Below are 19,768 nucleotides of genomic sequence, written 5' to 3'. Positions count from 1 at the left end.
GAGTAGAACACTAGAAGTCATCAGAGGAAGAGAAAACCAACAAGTGGCTGATCGCTTAGTAGTCCGCGGTGCGCGTGAGCACAACCTTAAAGGAGTGGACATCGATGTCCCGCGCGACAAAATGGTCGTTTTTACCGGTCTATCGGGATCGGGTAAGTCTTCGCTGGCTTTCGACACGATCTTTGCCGAAGGACAGCGGCGATACGTTGAGTCTTTGAGCTCTTATGCCCGCATGTTTTTGGGGCAAATGGACAAACCCGATGTGGATTTCATTGACGGGTTGTCGCCGGCGGTATCCATCGACCAGAAATCCACGAACCACAACCCACGTTCGACGGTGGGCACGATTACGGAAATTTATGACTATCTGCGTCTGCTGTTCTCACGCGCGGGTACGCCGCACTGTCCGAAGTGTGACGCGATTATTGAGCGGCAGACTCCGCAGCAGATCGTTGACGATGTTTTAAGCCAGGAAGAAAAGCTCAAGTTCCAGGTACTGGCTCCCGTTGTGCGTAAGCGCAAAGGCGAGTTTGTTGATCTGTTCGAAGACTTGGCTGCCCAAGGCTTTGTGCGCGCGATGGTCGACGGCGAGCTGATTCAGCTGAGCGACCCGCCGAAGCTAAAGAAGCAGATTAAGCATGACATCAACGTTGTGGTTGACCGTCTGCAGGTTAAGGCTTCTGCAAAACAGCGCATGACTGATTCGGTGGAAACTGCGCTGCGGCTTGCCGATGGCCTTGTCACCATCGAGTACGTGGACAACGAAGAGCTGACCCATACTTATTCGGAGAAGGCAGCGTGTCCTAATGGCCACCCGTTGACCATTGAGGAATATGAACCGCGTGCGTTTTCTTTCAATGCGCCCTTTGGTTCCTGCCCGGCCTGTGACGGCATTGGTACCAAAACGGAAGTTGATTTGGACCTGCTGATTCCTGATAAGGATGCCCCGGCGGTCGATGCGATTCAGCCGTGGACTTCTTCGCCGAACTCTAAGTATTTTGTCAAGCTCGTCGAAGGACTGGGCAAAGCACTGAACTTTGACCCAGAAGCGCCGTTGAGCTCACTTAGCGATGCGCAGCGTGATGCCCTAATTTACGGTTCCGACGAGGAAGTCAACGTCCGCTATAAAAACCGCTACGGCCGCCAGCGCAACTGGACTGCGCCTTTTGAAGGTGCCGTGGGCTTTTTGGAGCGCAAGCTGGAACAAACAGATTCCGAGTGGGCAAAAGACCGGCTTTTGCAGTACACGCGCCTAGTGCCGTGTCCGACCTGTAAAGGCTCGCGTCTGCGCCCAGAGATTCTCGCCGTGCGGTTGGCAGCGCAGGGCTTTGACGAGCTTTCCATCGCCGGCCTCACGGCATTGTCGATTGAGGATGCCTCGACCTTCCTCAATTCCTTGGTTCTTGGCCACCGCGAAGAGATCATTGCTGGCGCCGTGTTGAAGGAAATCCAGGCCCGCCTGCGCTTCTTGCTGGATGTCGGTTTGAACTACCTGACTTTGGACCGCGGCACTTCGACTCTTTCCGGTGGCGAGGCACAGCGCATTCGCTTAGCGACGCAAATCGGCTCCGGTCTAGCCGGTGTCCTTTATGTGCTCGACGAGCCATCCATTGGCTTGCACCAGCGCGATAACCACCGCTTGATCCAAACGCTCAAGCGCCTGCGCGATATTGGCAACACCCTAATTGTTGTCGAGCACGATGAAGACACCATCCGCGAGTCTGACTGGCTGATCGATATCGGTCCCCGCGCGGGTGAATACGGCGGCGAGGTTGTCTACCAAGGCGAGCCCAAGGGCATTTTGAAGGCCAAGGACTCGCTGACGGGGCAGTACCTTTCCGGCGCTAAGGTCTTAGGTATCCCAGATACTCGTCGCGAGATCGACAAAGAACGCATGTTGAAGGTCGTCGGAGCGCACGAAAATAACCTGAAAGACATCGACGTGGAAATCCCACTGGGCGTTCTGGTGTGTATTACCGGTGTGTCTGGCTCGGGTAAATCCACGGTGGTCAACCAGATTCTGGCTAAGACCCTGGCGAATAAGCTTAACCGCGCCCGCCAGGTGCCGGGGCGCGCGGTGCGCGTGGAAGGCGTTGAGCACCTAGACAAACTCGTGCAGGTTGACCAGTCGCCGATTGGGCGTACCCCCCGGTCAAACCCAGCTACTTATACGGGCGTGTTCGACAAGATCCGTAACCTTTTCGCCGAAACTCAAGAGGCCAAGGTGCGTGGATACAAGGCCGGCCGGTTTAGCTTCAACGTTAAGGGCGGTCGCTGTGAAGCCTGCCAGGGCGATGGCACCATCAAGATTGAAATGAACTTCCTGCCGGATGTGTATGTTCCGTGTGAAGTCTGTGATGGCGCACGCTATAACCGTGAGACCCTTGAGGTCTTGTACAAGGGCAAAAATATTGCCGAAGTGCTGCACATGCCGATTTCGGAGGCAGCCGAGTTTTTCGAGCCGATCACGTCGATTCACCGCTACCTCGCCACGCTTGTCGATGTCGGCCTCGGCTACGTGCGCCTTGGCCAGGCAGCCACCACGCTATCCGGTGGCGAGGCCCAGCGCGTAAAGTTGGCTTCCGAGCTGCAAAAGCGAACTAATGGCCGCACCATCTACATCCTGGATGAGCCGACAACTGGTTTGCACTTTGAAGATATTCGCAAACTGATGCTAGTCATCCAAGGATTGGTAGACAAGGGCAACTCCGTCATCATCATTGAGCACAACTTGGACGTGATTAAGTCTGCTGACTGGATTGTGGACATGGGGCCAGAAGGCGGCTCCGGTGGTGGCACCGTCGTGGCCGAAGGCACACCAGAAGACGTTATTGCAGTTGAGGGCTCATACACCGGGCAGTACCTCAAGCCCTTATTGGAGGGGCAGAATTAGCCCAGGTAGTTTCCTGGGCTAGTGTTTGATGACGTGATTTCTTTCCAACCCCTGCCGCGCCGCGCAATTGCGCTCGCGGCAGCTGCGTCGATAGCCGTGCTTACCAGCTGCTCTACCTTAAGCGGCCCTGGTGCGCCCACGGCTACGACCTCGTCGACCGCAGAGGATACCGTTATCTCTGATGATCTTGCTGTGCTCGAGGAAGAAAACCTCGAAGCCGCGATTGCGCATCTGGTCGAGGACGTCGAAAAAGAATTTGGCGCCACGGTTTCTCTAGCGATCGTTGATGGCAAGCAGGATTTCCTAGCCGGCGCCGATGGCAGTGAGCCTGCCTGGTCAACCATCAAGGTGCCCATTGCGATTGCCGCCTTGCGCGATGGCGCAAGCGAAGAGCTTGTCGATGCCGCCATCAAAGAATCCGACAACGACGCAGCCCTCGCACTGTGGAACCAGGTGGAGTGGACCGAGGGCAGTGCACAGCACAGCATTGAGGAATTACTCGATAGCTTTGACTCTGAAGTAGAGACCGACGAAGCTTTTGGCATGTCGACGTGGAAGGTCAAAGACCAAGCGCGCTTTGCATCGCATTTGGGATGCATTCCCGAAGCGGAGTACGTCTATGACGCAATGAGCGATATCGTCGACTGGCAAAAATGGGGCCTGTCCGGACTTGACGGCGTGCACTCTAAAGGGGGCTGGGGTCTCGATGAAGACGACGGCGAATACACCTCCCGCCAAATTGCCGTCATGCCTGTCGATGGGGGAGAGATCGGCATTGCCGTTTCTGCGTCTTGGCAAACCTGGGATGATGACAATTCTTATCTGGAAGATAGCGGATACGACGCCGTCGAAGATATCTCCGCTGCTGCGCTCGATGAGATTGCCAGCCGTTTGGAAATTCTGATTGAAAAGGCGCTGGAGACCGGCGAGCTCGACCCAGTCAATGATTGCTCCGAGACTTCCCGGTTGGCGCCGGTGGCAACAGGACCTAGTGCCGATTCGACAGAAGAACCTGCCCAAGAGTCTGGCAATTAGTACCGAATCGCCAGGCGATTTGGGAAGTTATGCACAAAGGTGTTAAAGTAATCGTCACTACCGCCCGTAGCGCCATTTTCAGGAGCATCGGGTTGCAAGCGGAGCATCTCCCACCTCAAGCCGCACATTATTTAATGTGCAGGATACGGGTAAAAGGTAGCTGAGTTTGGCGCGAACTATTTGTATCGTGGTGACACTTAGCAACTTTGAGAGCTCCCGGCTGCACTGGTTTTACTATCAGGCAGGCGGGATTTTCGTTTGTGACGTGGTAGGCGAACAAACTATCCCTTCTCACTTAGGAGACACACAATCAGCTCTGAAGCTCGCATTAATGAGCGCATCCGAGTACCAGAAGTACGTCTGGTCGGTCCCGGAGGCGAACAAGTAGGTATCGTCCGCACTGATGATGCACGAAAGCTCGCTTTTGAGGCAGACTTGGACTTGGTCGAGGTTGCCCCTAACGCTAAGCCGCCTGTCGCAAAGATCATGGACTACGGCAAATTCAAATACGAGCAGGCTCAAAAGGCCCGCGAATCTCGTAAGAACCAGCAGCAGACTGTGGTCAAGGAACAGAAGTTCCGTCCTAAAATCGATGATCACGATTATGAGACCAAAAAGGCAAACGTTGTTCGCTTCCTGGAAAAGGGTTCCAAGGTAAAGGTCACCATCATGTTCCGTGGTCGTGAGCAATCACGTCCGGAGCTTGGTTACCGCCTGCTGGAGCGTCTGGCAGAAGATGTGGCTGAGCACGGCATCGTGGAGTCGCGTCCGAAGCAGGATGGTCGCAACATGACCATGGTCTTTGGCCCTAACCGCAAGGGTAAGAAGTAGCCCGCAAGTTCACTTCGACGGTTGTACCGCGCACTTTAAGAAAGTGTGCTGCACCGCGATATCGACCCGTCAAGGATTGAGGAATCCCATGAAGCAGAAGACCCACAAGGGCACCGCAAAGCGCATCAAGGTCACTGGTTCCGGCAAGCTGCGCCGCGAGCAGGCTGGCCGTCGCCACTTGCTGGAAGGCAAGACCTCCAAGCGCACCCGTCGTCTGAAGGGCACCGAAGCAGTTGCTCCAGCAGACACCAAGCGCGTAAAGCGCCTGCTTGGCCGCGCGTAATTAGCGCCTAATCACCCACAAAATAGTTCGTCAGAGATAGTTAAGGAAGTAACACCGTGGCACGAGTAAAGCGCTCAGTCAACGCCAAGAAGAAGCGTCGCGCGATTTTGAAGTCCGCCAAGGGCTACCGCGGCCAGCGTTCCCGCCTCTACCGCAAGGCTAAGGAACAGTGGTTGCACTCTATGACCTACGCTTACCGCGATCGTCGCGCGCGTAAGTCTGAGTTCCGTAAGCTGTGGATCCAGCGCATCAACGCTGCAGCTCGTATGAACGATATCACCTACAACCGTCTCATCCACGGCCTGCGCCTGGCTGAGATCGAGGTAGACCGCAAGATCCTTGCTGAGTTGGCAGTCAACGACTTCGAGACCTTCTCCGCACTGTGCGAGGCTGCAAAGGCTGCACTGCCTGAGGACGTTAACGCTCCTAAGGCTGCCTAAGCCAAAGCCTTAATACATACGGCTACTTAAAAACCCGAGCTCTTATCCCACTCTCAGGGATGGGAGCTCGGGCTTTTTCGTGGTTTTATACAAGGGATCGCCAATTTCCCCAACCAGACCCGGTTTCTAGTTGGGTTCTCTCATGCCCTAGCAGTTGTTTTGCCGCGGCGTCCTTAGATCAGATCCATCGCTCCCATGCTGCTCACGTGGTCCGTATTGCTCACCAGTTTGCCGCCTGGGGTCTGCAGGCGGACTTTGCCGCGGTGTCGCCGCATTCTGCCGCGATTGGGCTTGCCTCGTTTCGGCTTTCCTGGTTTGTGTTTGTTGCGCTGACCGTCCGGGGCATCGTTATTGACGCCGTTGTGGTACTTACACAACATGGTCAGATTCGACGGCTTCGTATGCCCGCCGTGTTTGTGTGCGTCGATGTGGTGGACTTGGCATCTATCGGCTGGTACGTTGCAGTCCGGCCAGGGGCACACGAGATTCTCCGCCATGGCCCAGGTGCGCAGCTTCTCTGATGCGAAACGGGCTTCGTAGAGATTCACAGGCCCGGCGGTGGGGTGAAAGAGCCCGACATAGAGCTTGTCACCAAGGGAGCCTTCCATTGCGGCGTTGATGAATTCGGCGCCGGTCATGGTCGTGCCGTCGGATAAAGCAACAATGACGTCCTCGCCTTTGCCGCAGGAGACTTTCGCGTAATCCTCGAGACCGATAGCAATCACGGTGCGGTATTCCGGCTTGATTAGCCCGGTGCCGGTGCCTTCGACTAAATCCCAGAAAGGCTCTAATAATGCTTCAGAGCGTGGCTGGTCGGCGTTGGTAATGGCGGCGTCGAGAGTTTTCTCGAGGTCGGTGATGCGGCGCTGGGTATCGGTAATACTTATGGTGCGAAGGCCGTCAATAGCCCGGCCGACGCGAACGCCGCGTTTCTTCTTGGTGTCGCCGCCTTCTTCGGTGACGCGTTTCTTGGCGTAGGCTTCGACTTCTTCGAAGGTGCCCTCAAACGCGATAAGTTCTGCACGCAAGCGCCAGGCGGCACCGCGCTTCTGCAACTTCTTGGCGTGTTTGTTGACCATTTCTAAGTATTCGAGGCTTAATTGCCTTGCTTCGGCAAGCGCGACGGAGTCGCGCTGCACCTTGGGAGAATCGGCAGGGCCGAAGAGAACATCGGCAAGCCGGGTGTATTTGCGTGCAGTGTTCAGTGGCATCAGGTCACCGGCTAAGTCATAAGGGGAGCACTCGTAAACGTCGCGGAGGATGGTTATTCCGCTGGTGTAGAAGAGTTTTATTATTTGTTGTCCGTTCATAACTTCGACACTAAAACGCGAACGCAACCCCTGGCTAGGGCAAAGATTTTTGCCTGTGGATAACTGCCGTGGCGCACCACCGGTGGTTCAAAGTTATCCACAGATTTACTGCCGATTGGAAATAGGGCTGAAAAGTCATTGCTTTATGAGCTCGTCGGTGGTTAAGGTGGATTGTTTTACCCCGTGAGAATGGACGAATTTCTGATGGCATCGATAGCCTTTCGACTGCGATGATCACTCAAGTCCACCGTGCTAGGCTGTCCTAAGTGTTTTGGCACGTCCCCCTATTCCTTTTCTTCCTACTGGCAATTTGATGCCCACATCTCGAAAGGCGGTCGGAAATGACCAATCCTTATAACTCCTTTGAGCCAAACCCTGATGGCTTTGATGCCCGAATGCAGCAAGACCCGCAGACTCAGTCCTATGCGCAATACCAGGAATCGCTGAATAACCCGCAGGCGCAGTATCCGCAATTCAATGCTTTCCAGCAGCAACCACAGGCAGGTGCACCGGCTCCTTACGGTCAGCAGCATGGAATGGCACAGCCGGGGATGACGCAACCGGCGATGTATGCGACTCCACCGAAGTCATGGATTGCGACTCTGCTGCTGGCATTTTTCCTGGGCACACTTGGTGCGCATAATTTCTACTTGGGATACAAGGGCCGCGCAATCGCGCAGCTGTCGCTATCAGTCATTGGATGGTTTACGGCCATTTTGATCGTCGGCTTCGTGCTGCTCGCCATCGTGGGCATCTGGGCATTCGTTGACTTGGTCCGAATTCTCATCCGCCACGGAGAGTACGGCGTCGACCCAAACGGTGTGCCTCTTAGCTAATACCCGAACTAATTAACTAATCTATAAACCCATCCTGGACTTAAACAGGGTGGGTTTCTTTGTGCTTGGTAGATTAAAGACCATGGCATTGGATTTTGAACAAGCATTTACCGAACGCACCCCGCGCATCGTCAACGCAGCGAAGCTGCATCGCTCTTCCGCGCGAAAGAAGGCGAATGCTTTCCTCGTCGAAGGCGAGAACTCCGTGGATGCCGCAGTTTCTACGGGCGCAGCAACCGATATCTTCGTGACTGAGCGCGCAGCGGAGAAATTCGCGGAGATTGTCACCGCCGCTGGCTACATGGACGTCTACGTCCACCCAATCACCGATAGGGCAGCGAAGTCCCTTTCGGATACCCAGACCACCAGCGGGCTTTTTGCAGTATGTAAGCCCGTGCTGTGGTCGGCGGGAAAGATTCTCAATGGCAAGCCGAAGCTTCTTGCCGTACCGGTGGAGACTTCTGAGCCGGGCAACGCGGGCACCTTGATTCGTACCTCTGATGCGATGGGCGCAGACGGCGTCATCTTCGCTGGCGAAACCGTGGATCCGTTGGGTTCTAAGGTCGCGCGAGCATCGGCAGGCAGCTTGTTTCATATCCCTACCGCACGCGATACCAATGTCAAAGATGTTCTGGGCAAATTGCGTGCTGCCAACCTGCAGATCTTGGCGACCGCCCCACAAGGCGATGCGACATTGGATGAGGTGGACTTGACCAAGCCCACGGCATGGTTATTTGGCAATGAGGCACATGGATTGAGCCCAGAGCTTCTCGATGCCGCCGATATCCGCGTCAAAATTCCACTACGTGGCCGCGCAGAGTCGCTTAACCTGGCTACCGCAGCGAGTATTTGCCTGTATGAGTCTGCCAAAGCGCAGAACCGTTAAAATCTCTGCTTGAGTGGGGCTAGCTGTGTACTTCGAAGTGGGGGACTGTAGGATGGTTGCGTTATCTTTATGAAGTTTTCATCCAAGTTAAAGAGGTTGAAGGGCACGTGTCTGCTACCCCAGAGATAGAAATTAATGAGGCAACATTAGAAGCCGCGGCTGCAGAAGCAATCGCCGCTTTTGATGCAGCAACCAACCTCGACGAGCTGCAAGAAGCACGTCGAGGACATTTGGGGGACAAGAGCTTTATTTCCCAAGCACGCCAATCACTGGGAACCTTGCCTAAAGCTGAGCGCAAAGATGCCGGTCGCCTTGTTAACATGGCGCGCGGTAAAGCAGAAAAGCACTTTGCGGGCGTTAACCAGGTACTCGGAGAAAAGGCGCGCGAAGAACAGCTCGCCGCTGAGTCCGTTGACGTCACCGTTCCCACCACCCGTTTCCAGACCGGTGCTTTGCACCCGATCACGGCATTGAATGAGGCTGTGGCGGATATCTTCATCGGCATGGGTTGGGAAGTGGCTGAAGGCCCTGAGGTTGAAGCAGAGTACTTCAACTTCGACGCTTTGAACTTCAAGCCGGATCACCCAGCGCGTACCCTGCAGGATACTTTCTACGTTGGCGAGGAAGGCTCCAAGCAGATTCTGCGCACGCACACCTCACCAGTGCAGGTGCGCACCCTGTTGGATCGCGATGTGCCGGTTTATATCGTGTGCCCCGGCCGCGTATTCCGCACCGATGAGCTGGATGCAACGCATACTCCGGTCTTCCACCAGATTGAAGGCCTTGCCATAGATAAGAATCTCACCATGGCGAACCTGCTGGGTACCTTGGACCACCTCGCGCGCCAGCTCTTTGGCCCAGAGACCAAGACGCGTATGCGCACCAACTACTTCCCATTCACCGAGCCATCCGCCGAGGTCGATGTGTGGTTCCCGAATAAGAAGGGCGGAGCCGGCTGGATCGAATGGGGCGGTTGCGGCATGGTTAACCCGAATGTCTTGCGCTCTGTCGGTATCGACCCAGAAGAGTACCAAGGCTTTGCCTTCGGCATGGGCATCGAACGCACTTTGCAGTTCCGCAACGGCCTGTCCGATATGCGCGACATGGTCGAAGGCGATGTCCGCTTCACCCTGCCATTCGGCGTCCACGCTTAAGATTCCCGAGGAAGGAAAACCCACATGCTTATTTCACAAAACTGGCTTCACGGCGTCCTCGGTGAACACAACCCAGGTTGGACCGTTTCAAGCGAAGAACTCGACTCCGGCTTCGTCCGCGTCGGCTTCGAAACCGAAGGCTATGAACCACTGCCAGAAATCACTGGTCCCGTGGTCATCGGCCGCGTAAAAGAGATCGAAGAACTCACCGAGTTCAAAAAGCCGATTCGTTACTGCCAGGTGGACGTCGGAGATGCCAACGGCACCGGCGAACTGCAGGGGATCATCTGCGGTGCGCGCAATTTCGACGAAGGCTCGCTGGTTCCGGTATCTTTGCCAGGCGCAGAATTGCCGGGCGGCTTCAAAATCGCCGCCCGCGAGACCTACGGTCGCATCTCCAACGGCATGATTTGCTCGGCAGCAGAGCTTGGTCTTACCGCTAAGTCCGAGGGCATCATCACCTTGGATGAGTCTTTCGCTGAGTACATCGGTCAGGATGCGCTGCCACTTCTGGGCGGTGCAGATACCGTCTTCGACGTTAATGTCACCCCAGACCGCGGCTATGCGTTGTCCATGCGTGGCCTTGGCCGCGAGATTGCTTCGGCTTTCAACCTGAAGTTCGTCGACCCTGTCGGCGAGGGTTCGCAAGCTTCTGGCAGTCTCATTGACATTGACCTGCGCGAAGAAACCAAGGCGATTCGATTTGGCCTGCGCAAGGTAACTGGCATTGACCCTAAAGCGCAGTCGCCATTTTGGATGCAGCGCATCCTCATGCTGGCCGGCCAGCGCGCGGTTAACCTCGCCACCGATGTCACCAACTACGTCATGCTTTACTTGGGCCAGCCGATGCATGCTTTCGATGCCAACAAGGTCGCAGGCAACTTGGTTGTCCGCAATGCCCAGGCAGGGGAGAATTTCGAGACCCTCGACCACGTCAACCGCGAACTCTTCGCCGAAGACGTCGTCATCTGTGACGACAACGGCATCCAGTCGCTCGCTGGTGTCATGGGCGGAACTACTTCGGAAATCTCCGATGACACCACCGATGTTTACTTCGAGGCAGCGACCTGGGATCCAATCACCGTGGCGCGTACCTCGCGTCGTCACAAGCTCAGCTCCGAAGCTTCGCGTCGGTTCGAGCGCGGCGTAGACCCAGCGATTGTGGAATACTCGCTGGATCTGGCGTGTGAGCTTTTGGTGCAATACGGCGGTGGGCACGTCGAAGATGCCCGCACCTTAGTCGGTGAGGTACCGGAGGCGAAGGTTGTTGCTCTTGATGCCTCCAAGCCATCGCGTTATGCAGGCGTGGAATACTCCAATGACACCATCGTGGCGCGTCTGGAAGAGGTCGGATGCTCGGTCGCTGCTTTTGATGAAGGCAAGGCATTCGATGTCACCATTCCTTCCTGGCGCACCGATATCGCAGAAGATGTCGACTTGGTCGAAGAAATCCTGCGCCTAGAAGGCCTGGATGCTATTCCGTCGATTCTGCCGATTCCTACTGTGGGCAGCCGTGGGCTCAGCCCAGCGCAAAAGCGTCGCCGCGCTATTGGTCACGCCCTGGCTTACGCTGGCTACGCTGAGGTCATCCCGAGCCCATTTATCAATGATGAACTCTTTGATACCTGGGAGCTGACAGCCGATGATGCACGCCGCAAAGTCGTGCGCGTACAAAACCCATTGGAAGCAGATAAGTCAGCGCTGTCGACGACGCTGCTGCCAAATATGCTCGACGCAGTTGCACGCAACGTAGCCCGTGGCCGCAACGATGTCACGCTCTTCGGCGTGCAGCAGGTTGCGTTCAAGCGTGCGGATTCCACCCCGATGCCAGATGTCAGCAAACGTCCATCTGATGATGAAATCGACCAGCTGATCAACACGCTGCCAGCACAGCCGCTGCACGTGGCAACGGTGGGCGCCGGCAACGTGGAATTTGAAGGCCCATGGGGTAACGGCCGCGCATACTCTTACGCTGATGCGATTGAGTCTGCACGTCAGGTTGCGCGCGCAGCCAATATCGAACTGGATGTAGAAAAGGCAGAAGTTCAGCCATGGCACCCAGGCCGCTGTGCAGCGCTGAAGGTCGAGGGTGAAATCGTTGGCTACGCCGGCGAGCTGCACCCACAGGTAGTCAAGGACATGGGCCTGCCAGCGCGCACTTGCGCGATGGAATTGGACATTGACGCCTTGCCATTTTCTGAGAACCTGCCAGCACCAGTGCTGTCATCTTTCCCAACTTTGCACCAGGATATCGCACTGGTCGTGGATGAGGAGCTGCCAGCGGAGAAGGTTCGTCGCACTTTGGAGGAAGGCGCGGGAGAGTTGCTTGAGAGCGTTGAGCTTTTCGATGTTTTCCGCGACGAAAAACTCGGCGAATCTAAGAAGTCTTTGGCGTTTAAGATGTTCTTCCGCGCCGCGGACCGCACGCTTACCGATGAAGAGGTAAACACGCACCGCCTTGCTGCTGCCGAATTGGCAAGCGAGCGCTTAGGCGCACAAATGCGCGCTTAAGAATTTTTCTTTCGCGCTGACACAGAAGCCGCGTTTCTACTACCTTGGGTAAGTAGAAACGCGGTCTTTCTTTGCGCATGTGCTTTTCCGTGGTGCATTCGTATTCCCATACATTAAGTTCTTCCAATGGAAATTTTTGAAGGAAATTTCCATGTATAGTTTGCGGACTCGTGCATAATTTACTACTGTGGTGTGCATGACATATAAAGTTGCAATCGCAGGCGCCACGGGTTACGCCGGTGGCGAGATTCTCCGCCTCCTTCTTAACCACCCGGCATATGCCTCCGGCGACTTGGAAATTGGGGCATTAACTGGCCATTCCAATGCTGGTCAGTCCGTTGCGGAATTGATGCCGCACTTACCCCAATTAGCAGATCGCACGATTGTTGATACCACGGTGGAAAACCTCGCTGGCCACGATGTGGTCTTTTTAGGTTTGCCACATGGGCACTCGGGACCTATCGCGAAAGCGCTGGGCGAGGACGTCGTGGTCATCGACTGTGCTGCTGATTTCCGCTTGAAAGATGCCCAGGATTGGGAGGATTTTTACGGCTCTGAACACGCAGGCACCTGGCCTTATGGCATTCCTGAGTTGCCTGGTCACCGTGAGCAACTTCAAGGAGCGAAAAGGGTAGCGGTCCCGGGATGTTTCCCCACCACCATGACGCTGGGCGCGCTGCCAGCAGTCGCGGGCAAACTCATTGAACCTGACTTGACCATTATCGCCGTGACCGGCGTGTCTGGTGCAGGTAAGAAAGCTTCTGTTCCGCTGTTGGGCGCAGAGACCATGGGAAGTGTCAAAGCTTATTCCCCAGGCGGCACGCACCGTCACACGCCAGAGGTTATTCAAAACCTCAACCCGCTGGCGGAGGCGCCTGTCAACGTGAGCTTCACGCCAGTGCTCGCCCCAATGCCGCGTGGCATCCTCGCAACGATTACGGCACCTTTGAAAGAAGGCATCACCCAGGAAGAAGTCACCAAGGTCTTTACTGAGTTTTATGCCGATGAACCTTTCTGCCACGTTCTCCCAGTCGGCCAGCAGCCACAAACTCAAAACGTTGTGGGCACCAATATGTGCCATATTCAGGCGCATGTGGATGAACGCGCACGCAAGCTCGTTATCACCTCTGCACTAGACAACCTCACTAAAGGCACCGGAGGAGCAGCAGTACAGTGCATGAACCTCTCGCTGGGCTTTGCTGAAACCGCAGGTCTGCCGCTAGCTGCAGTCGCACCATAAAACTTTCTACTATTTTTTAAAAAGGATAAGCGCAATGACTACTTCCGAAACGCTGCCACAAGGTGTGACTGTGCCGCAGGGCTTTTCCGCGGCTTCGACCACCGCAGGCATTAAACCATCCGGCAATCCAGATATGGCACTGGTGGTCAACCAGGGGCCACGCTTTGACGCGGCAGCGGTCTTTACCCGCAACCGGGTTGTCGCTGCACCGGTGAAAGTCACCCAAGCAGCGCTTAAAGACGGCAACCCGGATGAGCTAAAGGCCGCAGTCTTTAACGCCGGCAATGCCAATGCGTGCAATGGTGCGCAAGGTATGACCGATGCCAAGAAGATGGCCGAAGATACAGCACTTGCTTTGGGAGTCGACGTATCCGATATCGCTGTGTGTTCCACAGGTCTCATCGGGGAATTGATGCCGATGGATAAGGTACACGGGGGCATCGACAAGCTAGCGAAAAACCTGGGCACCGAACAAAGCCATGGTGCAGGTGCCGCCGCAGCAATCATGACGACCGATACCGTGCCGAAGCAAACCGTCGTGCACGGCCAAGGCTGGACCGTGGGCGGTATGGGCAAAGGCGTGGGCATGATGGCACCGTCGTTGGCGACGATGTTGGTGTGCATTACTACCGATGCCCAAGCAAGCCCTGCCGCGCTCGATGCAGCACTGCACAAGGCCTGCGATGTCACCTTTAACACCCTGGATGTTGATGGCTCCACTTCGACCAATGACACCGTGATTGTCATGGCTAATGGTGCCTCGGGCGTCGAACCGAGCCAAGAAGAACTGGACGAGGCCATCTTGAAGGCTTGTACGGACCTGGCGGATCAGCTGCAGGCCGATGCTGAAGGTGTGACCAAGCGCGTCAAGATTACGGTCAAGGGCACGGGCTCTGATGCCCAAGCGCTCAATGCCGCGCGTACCTTGGGCCGCGATAACTTGTTTAAGTGTGCGATGTTTGGCTCCGACCCGAACTGGGGTCGCGTGCTAGCTGCAGTGGGCATGTCCGATGCGGAGATGGACCCGGATAATATTTCGGTCTTTTTCAACAACCAACCCGTGTGCGTGGAATCGACCGGTGCTCCTGGTGCCCGCGAGGTTGACTTAAGCGGTGCCGATATCGATGTCTTAGTTGATTTGGGCACCGGCGGCGAGGGCACTGCCTTTGTTCGCACCACCGACCTTTCGCACGACTATGTGGAAATCAACTCGGCCTACAGTTCTTAAAGGAAGATAATAATGATTGCCGGAATGACTGATACCGTCCGCGCGGCGGTGCTTGCTGAAGCTTTGCCGTGGCTGCAGCACTACCGCAACAAGATTGTCGTCGTGAAATACGGCGGCAATGCTATGGTCGACGAAGAACTCAAGCGTGCTTTTGCTGCTGACATGGTGTTTTTGCGCACCGTGGGGGCAAAACCCGTCGTAGTGCACGGTGGTGGCCCCCAGATCAATGAGATGCTGTCCAAGATTGGGCTTGAAGGCGAATTCAAAGGCGGCTTCCGGGTTACCAGCCCAGAAATCATGGACGTTGTGCGCATGGTTTTATTTGGTCAAGTCGGCCGCGATCTGGTCAACCTGATCAATTCCCATGGCCCTTATGCCGTTGGTACCTCCGGTGAAGATGCCGGGCTGTTTACGGCGAAAAAGCGCATGGTCAACGTCGACGGTGAGCTGACTGATATTGGCCTCGTCGGCGATATTACGGACGTGAATCCTTCCGCAGTCATGGACATAATCGAAGCGGGTCGCATTCCTGTGGTCTCCGGTATTGCACCTGGTACCGACGGCGAGGTCTACAACATCAACGCAGACTCGGCCGCTGGCGCTTTGGCTCAAGCCATTGGCGCAGAGCGTTTAGTGATGCTGACCAATGTCGAAGGACTGTATACCGACTGGCCGAATAAGGAATCGTTGGTTTCTAAGATTGAAGCAACGCCTTTGGAAAAAATGCTTCCCGGTTTGGATGCGGGCATGATTCCGAAAATGGAGTCCGCCCTGAAGGCCGTCACGGGTGGGGTAGCAGCTTCCCACATCATTGATGGACGCCTGGCACACGCGGTGTTGCTGGAACTTTTGACCATGGGCGGTATTGGCACCATGGTTCTGCCCGATAATTTTGAACGCTCCCGGTACCCCGAAGGCACCGTATTTAGGAAGGATGATGCGCAGTGAGCACCCCTGATGCAACACTAATTGGCTCATGGCAAGACGCCATGATGAATAACTATGGCACCCCACCAGTGGGTATTGTCTCGGGCCACGGTGCATATCTTGTCGATGAGCAGGGAAATGAATACCTCGATCTGCTCGCAGGTATTGCCGTGAATTCCTTGGGCACTAACCACCCCGCGGTCGTTGAGGCGGTCAGCACGCAGGTGGCAACGCTTGGCCACGTCAGTAACCTCTTTGCGTCGCCACCAGCGGTAAAGCTGGCGCAACGGCTCAAGGACAAGGTTGGCGATGCGTCCGCGCGCGTTATCTTCTCTAACTCCGGTGCAGAAGCCAATGAGGCAGCCTTCAAGCTGGCGCGCCTGACTGGGCGCCGGCGCATCCTGGCCGCCAATAATGGTTTCCACGGCCGCACCATGGGCTCGCTGGCGATGACCGGGCAGCCTTCTAAGCGCGACATCTTCGGTCCTTTGCCAGGTGGCGTGGAATTTTATCCCTATGGCGATATTGACTACCTGCGCGCATTGGTGGAGATTAATCCTGCTGATACTGCGGCGATCATCTTAGAACCCATCCAAGGTGAGACCGGCGTTATTCCTGCGACCATAGAATTCTTGCAGGATATTCGCGCGCTGTGCGATGAGCACGGAATCTTGATGATGGTAGACGAAGTCCAAACCGGCGTCGGCCGTACAGGAAGCTTCTTCGCTTTTGAAAAGGCCGGGATTCTTCCTGATGTCATCACCATGGCTAAAGGCCTTGGCGCGGGCCTGCCTATCGGTGCGTGCATTGGTGTTGGTAAGGCTGCAACCTTGTTTGGCCCTGGCAGCCATGGCACTACCTTTGGCGGGAACCCTGTTGCATGTGCTGCCGCTAATGCAGTGTTGGATGTTGTGGACGAACAGTTTGTTGCCGATGTGCAGACCAAGGGCCAAAAATTTACCGCGGCGCTAGAAAAACTGGCGCTGGTCGACCACGTCCGCGGCAGCGGACTGCTCTTGGGCGTCGTGTTGAAGCAGGCAGTCGCGAAACAAGCTGTGGCAAAGGCACTGGAGCACGGCCTCATTATTAATGCGCCCAGCGATAACGTCGTGCGTATCGCACCTCCGCTGATTATCGCTGACGCAGATATTGACGTAGCGATTGAGAAAATCACGGCTGTCTTCGACCTGGTTTCGGCCGAAGAAAAGTAAAGACCCAAGATAAAAGTTAAGGACACACCTCGAATGAGCACAACCACCCGCGAAGAGACCATCCCGCACCAACCAGAAATTGGTCTTGGCGGTATCCGGCACTTTCTTGCCGATGACGATTTGAGCCCGCAAGAACAGCGCGAAGTTTTAGAACTCGCGCTGGAGCTGAAGCAAGAACCTTTCAAGTACCGCCCGCTTGAAGGGCCGAAATCTGTGGCATTGCTCTTCTCGAAGACCTCAACGCGTACGCGCTTTTCTTTTGAAGCTGGCATCGCGGCCCTGGGTGGGCATGCGATCATGGCTACGGATCAAAACTCGCAGCTGGGCAAGGGCGAGACTTTGCAGGACACCGCGGCAGTGCTGTCGCGTTTTACCGAGATGATCATCTGGCGTACCTTTGCCCACCAAAACCTCATCGATATGGCTGAGACATCGACCGTGCCAATTATTAACTCGTTGACCGATGATTTGCACCCATGCCAGATCCTTGCCGACCTATTGACCTGTGCTGAAGAGTTTGGCGGCGTGGACAAACTTGCGGGCAAGAAGGCTGTCTACTTGGGCGATGGTGCCAACAACATGGCGAATTCCTACCTCATCGGATTTGCTACTGCGGGCGTAGACATCGCGATTTGTGCGCCGGATGACTTCCAGCCGGAACAGCACTTTGTCGACCGCGCACAAGACCGCGCGGCGCAGACTGGGGCGACGATTACGGTGAGCAATGACCCGAAGGTTGTCGATGGTGCCGATATCATCATCACCGATACCTGGGTATCTATGGGACATGAAGGCGACGGCAAAGACCGCCGCACCCCGTTTTTGCCTTACCAGGTCAACAAGGAGCTGATGGCACAGGCGAAACCGGATGCAATCTTCCTTCACTGCCTTCCGGCATATCGCGGCAATGAAGTGACCGCGGAAGTTATCGACGGCGGACAGTCCCGTGTCTTCGACGAGGCTGAAAACCGTCTGCACGCGCAAAAGGCACTAATGGTGTGGCTGCTGGACCAAGCAGCGCAGGCCGCTTCCGTGCAGGCAACGTCGGAGAAAGCATAAAAGGTTTAAGGTAAATACTATGACCATGCCGAAGACCCGCAACGCCCGTCAGGCCAAGATTTTGGAAATCTTAGGCAAGACCCGCGTGACCAGTCAGGTGCAACTATCAGATCTCTTGCTCGATGAAGGCATTGACATTACTCAAGCAACGCTTTCGCGCGATTTGGACGTGTTGGGCGCGAAGAAGGTCAAGCGCGACGGCGGACGGTCCTTTTACTCCGTCGGCGGGGAAATGGATGAGTTTGTTGATCAGGTCAATGGCCCGCGCGAAAAGCTGCGCAGGATGATCGATGAGTTGGTGGTGTCATCGGATAGCTCTGGCAACATTGCCATGCTGCGCACTCCCGCGGGAGCGGCACAGTACCTCGCGAGCTTTATCGACCGGGTTGGTTTTGAAGAAGTAGTAGGGTGCATCGCTGGCGATGACACGATTTTCGTGCTCGCCCGAGATCCGCTCACTGGCGCAGAATTGGCAGAAAAGCTCGCGCGCTCGCACCCAGAACAAAGCGAATAGATCAGCTTACGCATAATATCCACCGACTTTGTATATTATGTATATTCGTGTATATTTTGCAGGAGAAGATGTCTTGCACTCCAGCTACTGGTAGTAGCCGTATTATGGAGCAGGAAAGCCTAATGTGTAGCGCAGTAGCACTGTAGCTACAGCTTGGATTAAAAGGAGATAGAAAATATGAACGCACGTGTTGTGCTTGCTTACTCCGGCGGTTTGGATACCTCGGTTGCCATCCCTTACCTGGCGAAGATGACCGGAGGTGACGTTGTAGCTGTATCCCTGGACTTGGGCCAGGGTGGTGAAGACATGGAATCCGTGCGCCAGCGTGCACTGGACTGTGGTGCGGTGGAGTCCATCGTTATCGATGCCAAGGACGAGTTCGCTGATGAGTACTGCCTGCCTACCATCCAGGCTAACGGTATGTACATGAAGCAGTACCCACTGGTTTCTGCAATTTCTCGTCCGCTGATCACCAAGCACTTGGTTCAGGCTGCGCAGGAATTCGGCGGTACTCACGTCTCCCACGGTTGCACCGGTAAGGGCAACGACCAGGTCCGTTTCGAGGTCTCTTTCCGCGCTCTGGATCCATCCTTGGACATCATCGCGCCCGCTCGTGACTACGCATGGACCCGTGACAAGGCGATTGCGTTCGCGGAAGAAATCAAGCTTCCTATTGAGCAGTCTGCTTCTTCGCCATTTTCCATTGACCAAAACGTCTGGGGTCGCGCGGTAGAAACTGGCTACCTGGAAGATCTGTGGAACGCGCCGACCAAGGATGCTTACGCATACACCGAGGAGCCAGGTCTGGGCAATGCTCCAGATGAGGTTGTTATCTCCTTCGAAAAGGGCAAGCCAGTAGCTATCGATGGCAAGCAGGTCACTGTGCTGCAGGCTATCGAAGAGCTGAACCGTCGTGCAGGTGCACAGGGCGTTGGCCGCTTGGACATGGTTGAAGACCGTCTCGTTGGCATCAAGTCCCGTGAAATCTACGAGGCGCCAGGTGCAATCACCCTGATTCGTGCACACGAGGCACTGGAAGATGTCACCTTGGAGCGCGAGTTGGCACGCTACAAGCGTCTGACGGATGCTCGTTGGTCTGAAGAGGTCTATGACGGTCTGTGGTACTCCCCATTGAAGCGTTCTTTGGACGCTTTCATCGCCGAGTCTCAGGAGCACGTCACCGGCGATATTCGCCTGGTGCTGCACGCAGGTCAGATCATCGTCAACGGCCGTCGTTCGCCACAGTCTCTGTACGACTTCTCTCTGGCTACCTACGACACCGGTGATGCTTTCGACCAGACTGCCGCGAAGGGCTTTGTTCAGCTGCACGGCCTGTCCACCCAAATCGCTAACAAGCGTGACCGTGACGGTGGTTTCCCAACCAGCGCAAACGGCCAGTAATCACCACGA

At 55.6% G+C, this 19,768-nt stretch carries 17 protein-coding genes; 16 read left to right on the top strand and 1 reads right to left on the bottom strand.

Translation table 11 applies throughout. The features are described from left to right. The first annotated feature begins 43 nt into the window (after window positions 1-43). From uvrA to rplT, 5 genes are all read left to right on the top strand, one after another. Window positions 44-2,893, top strand: a complete 2,850-nt coding sequence (gene uvrA / locus CSTAT_RS07160) for an excinuclease ABC subunit UvrA (protein ID WP_075722944.1) — start codon at window positions 44-46, stop codon at window positions 2,891-2,893. A gap of 33 nt (window positions 2,894-2,926) precedes the next feature. Further along, on the top strand, window positions 2,927-3,928 hold the full coding sequence (locus CSTAT_RS07155) for a serine hydrolase (protein ID WP_075723843.1): 1,002 nt from the start codon (window positions 2,927-2,929) through the stop codon (window positions 3,926-3,928). Between the two features lie 309 nt (window positions 3,929-4,237). Next, window positions 4,238-4,759, top strand: coding sequence for a translation initiation factor IF-3 (gene infC / locus CSTAT_RS07145; protein WP_075722943.1), 522 nt, complete (start codon window positions 4,238-4,240; stop codon window positions 4,757-4,759). Between the two features lie 88 nt (window positions 4,760-4,847). Beyond that, entirely contained in the window at window positions 4,848-5,042 is a 195-nt protein-coding gene (rpmI, locus tag CSTAT_RS07140) for a 50S ribosomal protein L35 (RefSeq protein WP_066794305.1), read from the top strand. Between the two features lie 56 nt (window positions 5,043-5,098). Continuing rightward, window positions 5,099-5,482, top strand: a complete 384-nt coding sequence (gene rplT, locus CSTAT_RS07135; RefSeq protein ID WP_066794302.1) for a 50S ribosomal protein L20 — start codon at window positions 5,099-5,101, stop codon at window positions 5,480-5,482. Window positions 5,483-5,655: 173 nt separating this feature from the next. Here the strand turns inward: rplT and CSTAT_RS07130 are convergent, their stop codons facing one another. Next, on the bottom strand, window positions 5,656-6,792 hold the full coding sequence (locus CSTAT_RS07130) for an HNH endonuclease (protein WP_075722942.1): 1,137 nt from the start codon (window positions 6,790-6,792) through the stop codon (window positions 5,656-5,658). 341 nt (window positions 6,793-7,133) lie between these two features. Here CSTAT_RS07130 and CSTAT_RS07125 point away from each other — a divergent pair, with 341 nt between their 5' ends. The 11 genes from CSTAT_RS07125 (at window position 7,134) to CSTAT_RS07075 (ending at window position 19,759) form a co-directional block, all read left to right on the top strand. Then, entirely contained in the window at window positions 7,134-7,628 is a 495-nt protein-coding gene (locus CSTAT_RS07125; RefSeq protein ID WP_066794298.1) for a TM2 domain-containing protein, read from the top strand. A gap of 82 nt (window positions 7,629-7,710) precedes the next feature. Continuing rightward, window positions 7,711-8,514 carry a TrmH family RNA methyltransferase gene (locus CSTAT_RS07120; RefSeq protein ID WP_075722941.1) on the top strand — a complete coding sequence of 268 codons (804 nt, stop codon included), beginning with the start codon at window positions 7,711-7,713 and terminating at the stop codon, window positions 8,512-8,514. A 107-nt stretch (window positions 8,515-8,621) separates the two neighbouring features. Next, window positions 8,622-9,668, top strand: coding sequence for a phenylalanine--tRNA ligase subunit alpha (gene pheS, locus CSTAT_RS07115; RefSeq protein ID WP_075723841.1), 1,047 nt, complete (start codon window positions 8,622-8,624; stop codon window positions 9,666-9,668). Window positions 9,669-9,692: 24 nt separating this feature from the next. Then, entirely contained in the window at window positions 9,693-12,179 is a 2,487-nt protein-coding gene (gene pheT, locus CSTAT_RS07110) for a phenylalanine--tRNA ligase subunit beta (RefSeq protein ID WP_075722940.1), read from the top strand. A gap of 196 nt (window positions 12,180-12,375) precedes the next feature. After that, entirely contained in the window at window positions 12,376-13,419 is a 1,044-nt protein-coding gene (gene argC, locus CSTAT_RS07105) for an N-acetyl-gamma-glutamyl-phosphate reductase (protein ID WP_075722939.1), read from the top strand. Between the two features lie 34 nt (window positions 13,420-13,453). After that, window positions 13,454-14,647 (top strand): bifunctional glutamate N-acetyltransferase/amino-acid acetyltransferase ArgJ, encoded by a 1,194-nt coding sequence (argJ, locus tag CSTAT_RS07100; RefSeq protein ID WP_075722938.1) that lies wholly within the window; start codon window positions 13,454-13,456, stop codon window positions 14,645-14,647. A gap of 12 nt (window positions 14,648-14,659) precedes the next feature. Beyond that, entirely contained in the window at window positions 14,660-15,595 is a 936-nt protein-coding gene (gene argB / locus CSTAT_RS07095) for an acetylglutamate kinase (protein ID WP_066794282.1), read from the top strand. Further along, window positions 15,592-16,785 (top strand): acetylornithine transaminase, encoded by a 1,194-nt coding sequence (locus CSTAT_RS07090; protein ID WP_272867657.1) that lies wholly within the window; start codon window positions 15,592-15,594, stop codon window positions 16,783-16,785. Before argB ends, CSTAT_RS07090 begins: the two co-directional genes overlap by 4 nt. Before the next feature lie 33 nt (window positions 16,786-16,818). Next, complete coding sequence (gene argF, locus CSTAT_RS07085) at window positions 16,819-17,844, top strand: ornithine carbamoyltransferase (protein WP_075722937.1); 1,026 nt, start codon at window positions 16,819-16,821, stop codon at window positions 17,842-17,844. A gap of 19 nt (window positions 17,845-17,863) precedes the next feature. After that, window positions 17,864-18,358: an arginine repressor gene (locus CSTAT_RS07080; RefSeq protein WP_066794277.1), complete on the top strand. Its 495-nt coding sequence runs from the start codon at window positions 17,864-17,866 to the stop codon at window positions 18,356-18,358. A gap of 177 nt (window positions 18,359-18,535) precedes the next feature. Continuing rightward, entirely contained in the window at window positions 18,536-19,759 is a 1,224-nt protein-coding gene (locus CSTAT_RS07075; RefSeq protein WP_066794275.1) for an argininosuccinate synthase, read from the top strand. Window positions 19,760-19,768 lie beyond the last annotated feature (9 nt).

This window comes from Corynebacterium stationis (assembly GCF_001941345.1).
GTDB classification, from domain to species: domain Bacteria; phylum Actinomycetota; class Actinomycetes; order Mycobacteriales; family Mycobacteriaceae; genus Corynebacterium; species Corynebacterium stationis.
Note: the sequence above shows the minus strand (reverse complement) of the source record. Positions and strands in the feature narration are given on the sequence as shown.

Bases quoted from the DNA above. Each gene is read 5' to 3' on its own strand.
- rpmI (WP_066794305.1), top strand. From the start codon at position 4,848: ATGAAGCAGAAGACCCACAAGGGCACCGCAAAGCGCATCAAGGTCACT.
- CSTAT_RS07130 (WP_075722942.1), bottom strand. From the start codon at position 6,792: ATGAACGGACAACAAATAATAAAACTCTTCTACACCAGCGGAATAACC.
- CSTAT_RS07125 (WP_066794298.1), top strand. From the start codon at position 7,134: ATGACCAATCCTTATAACTCCTTTGAGCCAAACCCTGATGGCTTTGAT.
- CSTAT_RS07120 (WP_075722941.1), top strand. From the start codon at position 7,711: ATGGCATTGGATTTTGAACAAGCATTTACCGAACGCACCCCGCGCATC.
- pheT (WP_075722940.1), top strand. From the start codon at position 9,693: ATGCTTATTTCACAAAACTGGCTTCACGGCGTCCTCGGTGAACACAAC.
- argC (WP_075722939.1), top strand. From the start codon at position 12,376: ATGACATATAAAGTTGCAATCGCAGGCGCCACGGGTTACGCCGGTGGC.
- argJ (WP_075722938.1), top strand. From the start codon at position 13,454: ATGACTACTTCCGAAACGCTGCCACAAGGTGTGACTGTGCCGCAGGGC.
- argB (WP_066794282.1), top strand. From the start codon at position 14,660: ATGATTGCCGGAATGACTGATACCGTCCGCGCGGCGGTGCTTGCTGAA.
- argF (WP_075722937.1), top strand. From the start codon at position 16,819: ATGAGCACAACCACCCGCGAAGAGACCATCCCGCACCAACCAGAAATT.
- CSTAT_RS07080 (WP_066794277.1), top strand. From the start codon at position 17,864: ATGACCATGCCGAAGACCCGCAACGCCCGTCAGGCCAAGATTTTGGAA.
- CSTAT_RS07075 (WP_066794275.1), top strand. From the start codon at position 18,536: ATGAACGCACGTGTTGTGCTTGCTTACTCCGGCGGTTTGGATACCTCG.